The organism is Paenibacillus sp. 01T422 (assembly GCF_056398785.1).
Genome location: NZ_JBFTQB010000568.1, coordinates 1 through 8,465, shown reverse-complemented (window position 1 = coordinate 8,465; position 8,465 = coordinate 1). Strand labels below are relative to the sequence as shown.

Here is an 8,465-nt window from a genome sequence, read left to right as displayed (position 1 = left end):
CTCTTTAAAAGTCCCCTCAATGCTAACACCAACATCCGCTTGCTTCTTAACAGCAATTTTCACAACTTCACTATTCTTAATCGTATATTCGATGACATCGCCAATGTGTAATGAATTCAGATCTGCCAAGCTGTTATCCGTAGAAGTGATAAGCAAAGCAGAAGAGAAACTGTAAGATTCAGGTTGACCTGATTCCGTATCCAGCAGCGTAATTTGTGCGGCGTCTTTGTTCAGGTTTTGAATAGCTCCATTGGCCGTTTTATTCACGGGCACTTGTTTTACGATGATAGATGTATATTTGTCCGTTTTGACAATTTTGCTTTTGCGCAATTGAATTGTACTGCCAGTTACAATGTCACCAAGGCTGAGGCCGCGACCTTCCGAATCGGTTACTGCTACATCCGGAGCAAAATCATAGCTCTCAAAATCATCCAATGTAGCTTTCATGGTGCTCATGTTCAATTTGAGCAACTTACCTTCTTTAATGTCCAACTGCAGTTCGTCTTTAATAATTTCTACGTAGTAAGCAACACCATTCACTTCAACGATTGAAACCTCATAGGTTTCTTGAAGCTCTTTGGGATCGATCGCCGTATCATTTTTGTTTCCGTAAAAGACTGTGTTTGGAGAGAGCTTATATGTACTTGTATTGCCCTCTTTGTCCATAAGTCCAATCGTGCCGCTTGTGAGGGTCGTCAAGTATCCTTTTTTGGCATGCGTCGGCAAAGATGCCAGATCTTTCTGCGAGCGGCTTAAGAAGGCAGCCATTTGTGCACGAGTAACCGCACCTTTCGGCTGGAACGTCCCGTCTTCAAAGCCATCAACAACTTTCAACGCAACCGCAGCATTCACATATCCAAGCGATGTAGAGCTGATGGCGCTATTATCGTTAAATGTCGTTTGTGTTTGGGATAAGCTTTGGGCGAAGGCACCTTGGCCAATTGCCCGAATAACGATCTCCGCTACCCATTCTCTTGATGCTTGACGCTGTCCCCACTTCTCTTTGGACTTATCGCTCGAGCTTCTTTCTTTCTCTTCTTCGTTCGTAATTAATCCTTTTTGAAGCGCTACAGCTACATAATTCCTTGCATAACTATCAACAAGCATGAAATCAGGAAAAACAGTTGTTGATGTCATATTATTGACTTCATCCTGCAAGCCCATCATGCGGACTGCCATAATCAGCACATCCTGCTGGGAAACCGAGTTTTCAGCACGGTAGGCACCATCTTCATAACCTTCGATGATTCCCTCCAAAGCCAATTTCGAAATATGCCGAATTCCCCAATAATCTGATTTTACATCCGGGAAAGAAAGTTTTACGTTATTTGTTGAGGTTCCATTCACGGTCCCAGCGGCCAGAGCCGGCGTACCAGCTAAACTTGTTACAATTAATGAACTTAAGATTGCGCTTGCCAACTTCTTGTTTCTCATCACTCTTATTAACTCCTCTGCTCTTCCATTTAATTAGGTCGTTTGATTGGGTAGGGAAGCTCCAGATGCCCCATTAAGCTGTCTACTTGTTTCCCATCCTTCAGGATGTATAAGCTTTTTACTTCTGGAAATTGAAAAGCTGTTTTCTTCAATGCTTGCAAAAACATTTCTTCCCCAGGGGCGCCCAATTGCGTTTTGGGACCAAAAGTAAGATCAACTTTTAACTCCCCTTTGGTTTTATCAAAAGCTGAACTTGTAAACTTCAAGTCATCAAATAAAGGGATGGCTTTAGGATCATCACTTTTCTTAAGTGCATTTAGGGCAGCTCCATACAGAGCACTACCGCTTATCAACTGGTTTTTTTGACCGCAGGCAGTTATAGACAATGTAATAGCACTCACAAGAAGTGCCCCTTGAATAAAGCGTCTTGTTTGGGTCATTTCATACACTCCTTCGCGTTTTGCATAGCAAAACTAGCATCGTAGCCAAAAAATTAGAGTTCTTACCTCCTATTTGAGGTTCAAGTATTCTTTGATAGCAGCAACGAGAGCAGAGGCTAACTTGTCCTGGAACGCATCCTTATACATCGCAGTTTCATCGTTCTTATTAGACAAGTACCCCACTTCCAGCAGAACGGCTGGCATGGTCGTTTTCGTGATGACTCTAAAATCAGCTTCGCGCACTTTGCGATCAGGGAACCCTATTGCCGGTATCGCATATTTGTGAATGACATTCGCAAAAGCTGCGCTTTCCGGTCTGTTGTAGTACGTTTCTGTGCCGGATACCGTAGCCTTAGCACTGTTACCGTGAATAGATAAGAAAAGGTCCGATTGAATGTTATTAGCAAAAGATACACGGTCATCCAGCGGAATGAACGTATCATCGGAACGAGTCATCAAAACATTAAGACGCTTGTCCTGAAGGAGAAGTTGCTCTACTTTCTTCGCCATAGACAATGTAAAATCCTTCTCATGTCTGCCAGTTATGGATAATGCGCCAGGATCATTGTCGCCGTGACCGGCATCAATAACGACAGTCAACTGATGTTCGGCAATTGTAGCTTGCCATTGATTAGCTAACTTGGAAGGCTGAACCTTAAAATCAGCGGTGCTTTTCAAATCCAGAATAATTCTTACTGTAGCTGGGTTATCGTTAAAATTGGAAAAGCGGACTTTCTCGACCAGCGGATGCTTCGAAGTCAGTTCTCCCGCATTTTTGACAAGCAGTTTCTTGAGAGGCTCATCTAAAACTGTGTTAGGGAAATCTAATACAATCCGATTCGGATTGGCTAATTTCATCGTCGTCGGTACAAGCGAACCGTCCTTGGCCGTCACTGTTAAATCCTTATCGGACAACACGATTGATTGCACCAAATGAACATTCGGATCCGGTATGGTGGTACCAGTACCTGTACCGGTCCCAGAGCCAGTCCCAGTTCCAGTCCCTTCCCCTGGTTTGACAGGATTGGTTGGTGTTGTTGGATTGGTTGGTGTTGTTGTAGGCGGCGTTGTTGTAGGCGGTGTTATTGGCGTTTTGCCATCTACGACATCAACCGGACCTGTTACTGGTTTGGAATCGCTCTCGTCTTTTTTGAACATATGAACGGAAGAAGTGGATGCGTCCCATGTAAATTCAATACCCATTTGCTGTCCAATGAAACGGAGCGGCAGCATCGTATTGCCCTTATCAATGATCGGAGCAACCTCCATGACTTCCTTTTTACCCTTAATCAGCGCCGTTTTGCTATTGATAGTCAACTGAATATTTGCATCATCTTTGACGATTGTTACTTTGCTTGTGGCTTCATCCCATGTTACCTTAGCGCCAATTTCTTCAACGATTATTCGCACGGGCACAATTGTATTGCCACTAATAATGCGAGGTTGAACTTCATTTGATACTAATCTTTTTTCGTTCAAAAAGAGCTTAATGACATTAGGAGCTTCTGCCCCCAATGCCGTAGTAGGAAGCAGCATCACAGAAACCAGCAGCATAAAACAAAATGCAGGAAATTTCATCATTCACCTCTATATATTGTCGGAATTATAGTCGTAATCACAAAAATGAGACCTCTGTCTCTCAAAACCTAGCAGCAATTGTCCTTTATCTCAAATTAGTCACTTAGCCCGACAGCAAAACCCCCGTCCGTTCGACAATCTAGTAATCTATTAGACGTAAGAAACTGCCAAAAGTTGCATAATAAATTAACAAAAAAAAGACGCATCCTATGGAGTCCCCATAGAGATGCGTCTTCGACCCGAACTTATTTATAAGCCAAACGCTTAGCGTGAGCTTGCTCGTAAGCCGTAATTTTGTCTTCATGCTGGAGTGTTAAACCGATATCATCCAAACCTTGCAGCAAAAACTGACGACGGTGCTCGTCGATGTTAAAGTAAATTTCCAGACCATAGTCGTCTGTAAGTTTGTTGTTCTCAAGATCAACATTTAGCTTGTAGCCTTCATGCTGTGCTGTGCGGGCAAACAAATCATCAACTTGTTCTTCCGAAAGCTTAATTGGCAAAATGCTGTTTTTGAAGCAATTGTTGTAGAAAATATCCGCATAAGAAGGTGCGATGATGACTCGGAAGCCAAAATCTTGAATCGCCCAAGGCGCGTGCTCACGGGAAGATCCGCAGCCGAAGTTCGCTCTGGAGAGCAAAACGGAAGCGCCTTGGAAACGATCTTGGTTTAAAGGAAAGTTCTCAATCACGTTACCCGCTTCATCCCATCTCCATTCGAAGAAAAGGAATTGACCGAAACCGGAGCGCTCAATTCTTTTAAGAAATTGCTTAGGAATAATTGCATCTGTATCTACATTGACACGATCCACAGGACCGACTAGACCTGTATGTTGTTTGAAAGCTTCCATGTTTTCATTCTCCTTAATCAGCCAAAATTAAGCTTGTTGGTATTCTTTAATTTCCCAATCACGAACATCATAGAAATGACCTTTGACCGCTGCAGCAACAGCCATCGCTGGGGAAACGAGATGCGTACGTCCACCGCGGCCTTGACGACCTTCGAAGTTACGGTTGGAAGTCGACGCACAACGTTGTCCTGGTTGCAGAACGTCTGGATTCATCGCTAGACACATACTGCAGCCTGCATCACGCCATTCGAAGCCCGCAGCTGTAAAAATTTTGTCCAGGCCTTCTTTTTCAGCTTGAATTTTTACGCGGCCGGATCCTGGTACTACGATAGCTGTAACGCTAGGATCAACAGAGTATCCTTGAGCGATTTTCGCAGCTGCGCGAAGATCTTCGATACGTCCATTCGTACAAGAACCGATGAAAACATAGTCAACTTTCAGCTCTGTCATTGGTGTTCCTGGTGTTAAATCCATATATTCAAGCGCTTTTTCAGCTGCTTTACGTTCATTTTCGGTTTCAAAGCTTTGTGGATCTGGAACAAGAGCAGTAACGCTTGTACCCATACCCGGGCTAGTTCCCCAAGTTACTTGCGGAATCAAGGTATCAGCGTCAAACTCAAGTACCCAGTCGTACGTTGCGCCTTCGTCCGTTACATACTTGGACCACTCAGCAACTGCTGCATCGAAATCAGCGCCTTGAGGCACATACTCGCGACCACGCAGGTAGTTGAAAGTCGTTGCGTCTGGAGCAATTAATCCTGCTCTAGCTCCGCCTTCGATGGACATATTACATACCGTCATACGCTCTTCCATGGAAAGACTGCGAATCGCTTCGCCTGTATACTCGATAACGTAGCCAGTCGCAAAATCCGTACCATATTTCGCAATAACACCAAGGATCAAGTCCTTCGCTGTTACACCCGGTTTCAAGTTGCCTGTAATGCGAACTTCAAGTGTTTTGGCTTTGGATTGTTGCAGTGTTTGCGTTGCAAGAACGTGCTCAACTTCACTTGTACCAATACCGAACGCAAGCGCCCCGAAAGCACCGTGTGTCGATGTGTGGCTATCGCCGCAAACGATTGTTTTACCTGGATGCGTTAGACCAAGTTCAGGACCCATAACGTGCACGACACCTTGGTCGATGCTGTCAAGATCAAACAATGTAACGCCGAAGTCACGGCAGTTTTGTGAAAGTGTATCAATTTGTTGCTTAGAAATAGGATCCGTAATATTGAAACGGTCTTTCGTCGGAACGTTGTGATCCATCGTTGCGTAAGTCAAGTCGGGTCTACGAACTTTACGACCCGATAAGCGAAGTCCTTCAAATGCTTGCGGTGATGTTACTTCGTGCACCAACTGCAAGTCAATATAGATAACGCTTGGTTTGCCTTCTTCCTGGTTAATTACGTGATTATCCCAGATTTTCTCAAACATCGTCTTTTTACTCATATCCAGTCACCTCTTGTCATTATCCTGCTTTTCCTTACTGCTGCTTGCGGGAATGCCGCTAGTACATCCAGTTCAACACCTTCACCAAGTGCGGCTGCTTCAGAAAAGCCTACAGCTGCTGCTACGGCTGCTGCCGACACTGTCAAAAGCATTACACATGAACTTGGAACGACTGAAATTAAAGGTACTCCTAAACGTGTCGTAACTCTAGAATGGGCATATGCAGAAGATCTGCTCGCCCTTGGTATTCAACCTATCGGGTCTGCTGATAAAAAAGGCTATGCAAATTGGGTTAACGTAACGCCATCTTTGGATGCTTCTGTAGTTGATGTAGGAACACGTCAAGAACCTAACCTAGAAACCATTACAGGTCTCAAGCCTGATCTCATTATAACGAGCACTCTTCGTTCAAGTAAAAACTATGAAGCACTTAAAAAAATTGCTCCTACTATCGTTTTCAACTCCTACCCTGCTGAGGGAAAAGGCGACCAATACGCGGAGATGGAAAAGACCTTTAAAACAATTGCTGATGTTGTAGGCAAAAAAGCGGAAGGCGAAAAAGTTCTTGCCGATTTGCAAAAAACATATACCGATACGAAAGCTAAGCTTGCCGCTGCTAAAAAAGAAGGCGCTGAAATCGCATTAACACAAGCTTTCAGCAATCAAAATAACGCAGATCTTCGTATGTTCCTAGACAACTCCATGGTTATTCAAATTCTTCAGCGTATCGGATTAAAGAACGTGTTTAAAGCCAATAAATTTGAATTGTATGGCTACTCGACAGCTTCCGTAGAGGCGCTGCCTGTCGTGCAAAACGCCAACTTTATTTATATCGTTCAAGATAACGATAATGTATTCGAGAAACAACTCAAAGATAATGCCGTTTGGAAAGGCCTTTCCTTTGTAAAAGAAAACAGAACCTACAAACTGCCTGGCAACACTTGGACCTTCGGCGGTCCATTGTCCGCGAAAGTGTTTGCCGAATTGGCAGCTAACGCATTAACCAAATGAACCAAATCCAACTAAAATCAGATCCTTTTAAACATCAGCAAACGACATGGAAAGCACTTTTCGTTTTTGGAGGAGGCTTTCTGGCTCTGCTCTTGGTCCTGTTCCTGAACATCACGCAGGGAGAAGCCCACATTACCGTTCATACCATCGTGAACGCATTGCTAAATCCACAAGATACCCCCGACCACCATATGGTTCGGGGGCTTCGCTTGCCGCGAGCAGTCATCGGCCTTCTGGCTGGAGCTTCGCTTGCAGTTGCCGGCGCGCTGCTCCAAACAGTTACCCGCAATCCGCTTGCCTCTGCTTCAACACTGGGATTAAATGCAGGGGCTTATTTTATCATCGTGCTTGCAGCGGTTTATTTCCCTAGCTTAAGGTCGGATCATTCGCTGCTACTAGCACTTATTGGCGCATGCGGTGCGGCAGTCATGGCTTACTTCATGTCAGGGGGGCGTAAAAGCACCCCGCTGCGCATGGCTTTGGCAGGGATGATCGTTTCACTAGTCCTCTCTGCCTTTACAAGTGGTCTGCAGATTATGTACGAGAATGAGACCAACGGTCTGTTTATGTGGGGCTCAGGCGCATTAGGACAGAATGATTGGCTTGGCGTCCGTTACGCTCTTCCTTGGGTTTCGATTGGGCTAATTGCAGCTCTTTTGTTCAGTCAGAAGCTGGATATGCTAGAACTTAATGAAGATACAGCCGTTTCTTTAGGGGAAAATGTGAATTTGATCCGTTTTTTTGCGCTTGCTGCTGCCATTTTGCTGGCCGGAGTGACGGTTAGTGTTGTTGGTCCAATTGGTTTTGTTGGGCTCATCGCCCCTCATCTGATAAGATTGATCGGCCTTAGACGTCATAGGTTCTTGATTCCAGGGAGCGCAATTTGGGGCGCGGTTGTGCTGATTTCGGCGGATACGATAGCCAAAATGTTTCGCAGCACGCTTGGCGAGCTTCCTGCTGGGTCCGTCACCGCCGTCCTTGGGGCACCATGGCTGATTTGGCTTGCTGTTCGAGGCTCTAAGATGCAATCATCATCCGATAGCGGCTCCACGATGGGTGTTGGCTTCATCGGCAGCAAAATTCCGTATCCTGTACTTATTTTGCTTTGTTCCGCTTCGCTGCTTGCACTTATTCTGACCGGTTTATCTGCCGGAGCTTTGAAAATTCCCTTTTCAGACGTCCTTGCGGTTCTATCGGGAGGCGGTCCCGAGATGTCCAGCAATGTCATCCTTAACTTACGCTTGCCTCGTGTGCTAGTTGCCGCACTGGCTGGAGCTTCCCTTGCAATTGCCGGCTCCATGATGCAAGGCGCCGTTCGCAATCCGCTGGCCGATCCTTCTGTTGTGGGTGTTACGACAGGAGCTGGTATGGGAGCACTTCTCGTACTCACCCTTTGGCCAACGGCTTCGGGGATGTGGGTGCCGGTCGGCGCGATGGCTGGCGCACTCCTCTCTGCCGGCAGTGTGTATGTGCTTGCATGGAAAAAAGGGCTGAATCCARTCGTTCTAATTCTTGTCGGCATCGCCATATMTGCACTTGGATCGGCTGTTATTCAATTCCTGATTATTAAATCCAAACTTGGCGCTGCTCCCGCACTAACTTGGTTGGCTGGGAGCACGTATGCCAGAGGTTGGTTGGAATTCTCCCAATTGAGCGTGGCGATGGTTATCCTATTGCCAGTCGCTTGGCTGCTTGGCCGCCG

The 8,465-nt window shown here is 45.6% G+C and carries 7 protein-coding genes; 2 read left to right on the top strand and 5 right to left on the bottom strand.

The window, feature by feature from the left end:
• The 5 genes from AC1DUA_RS26065 to leuC all read right to left on the bottom strand — a co-directional run.
• The coding region (locus tag AC1DUA_RS26065; RefSeq protein WP_477502538.1) for an S-layer homology domain-containing protein at positions 1-1,434 on the bottom strand (1,434 nt) is incomplete at its 3' end.
• Between the two features lie 29 nt (positions 1,435-1,463).
• Positions 1,464-1,874, bottom strand: coding sequence for a GerMN domain-containing protein (locus AC1DUA_RS26060; RefSeq protein WP_477502537.1), 411 nt, complete (start codon positions 1,872-1,874; stop codon positions 1,464-1,466).
• A gap of 69 nt (positions 1,875-1,943) precedes the next feature.
• The gene (locus AC1DUA_RS26055) at positions 1,944-3,455 is read right to left on the bottom strand and encodes an N-acetylmuramoyl-L-alanine amidase (RefSeq protein WP_477502536.1); all 1,512 of its coding nucleotides are present in this window, start codon (positions 3,453-3,455) and stop codon (positions 1,944-1,946) included.
• A gap of 242 nt (positions 3,456-3,697) precedes the next feature.
• On the bottom strand, positions 3,698-4,303 hold the full coding sequence (leuD, locus tag AC1DUA_RS26050; RefSeq protein ID WP_477502535.1) for a 3-isopropylmalate dehydratase small subunit: 606 nt from the start codon (positions 4,301-4,303) through the stop codon (positions 3,698-3,700).
• A gap of 27 nt (positions 4,304-4,330) precedes the next feature.
• The gene (leuC, locus tag AC1DUA_RS26045) at positions 4,331-5,752 is read right to left on the bottom strand and encodes a 3-isopropylmalate dehydratase large subunit (protein WP_477502534.1); all 1,422 of its coding nucleotides are present in this window, start codon (positions 5,750-5,752) and stop codon (positions 4,331-4,333) included.
• Between leuC and AC1DUA_RS26040 the strand changes: the two genes are divergently transcribed.
• Positions 5,711-6,763: an ABC transporter substrate-binding protein gene (locus AC1DUA_RS26040; protein ID WP_477502533.1), complete on the top strand. Its 1,053-nt coding sequence runs from the start codon at positions 5,711-5,713 to the stop codon at positions 6,761-6,763. The two genes, leuC and AC1DUA_RS26040, sit on opposite strands and share 42 nt — an antisense overlap.
• The coding region (locus AC1DUA_RS26035) for an iron ABC transporter permease (RefSeq protein ID WP_477502532.1) at positions 6,760-8,465 on the top strand (1,706 nt) is incomplete at its 3' end. The genes AC1DUA_RS26040 and AC1DUA_RS26035, both read left to right, overlap by 4 nt.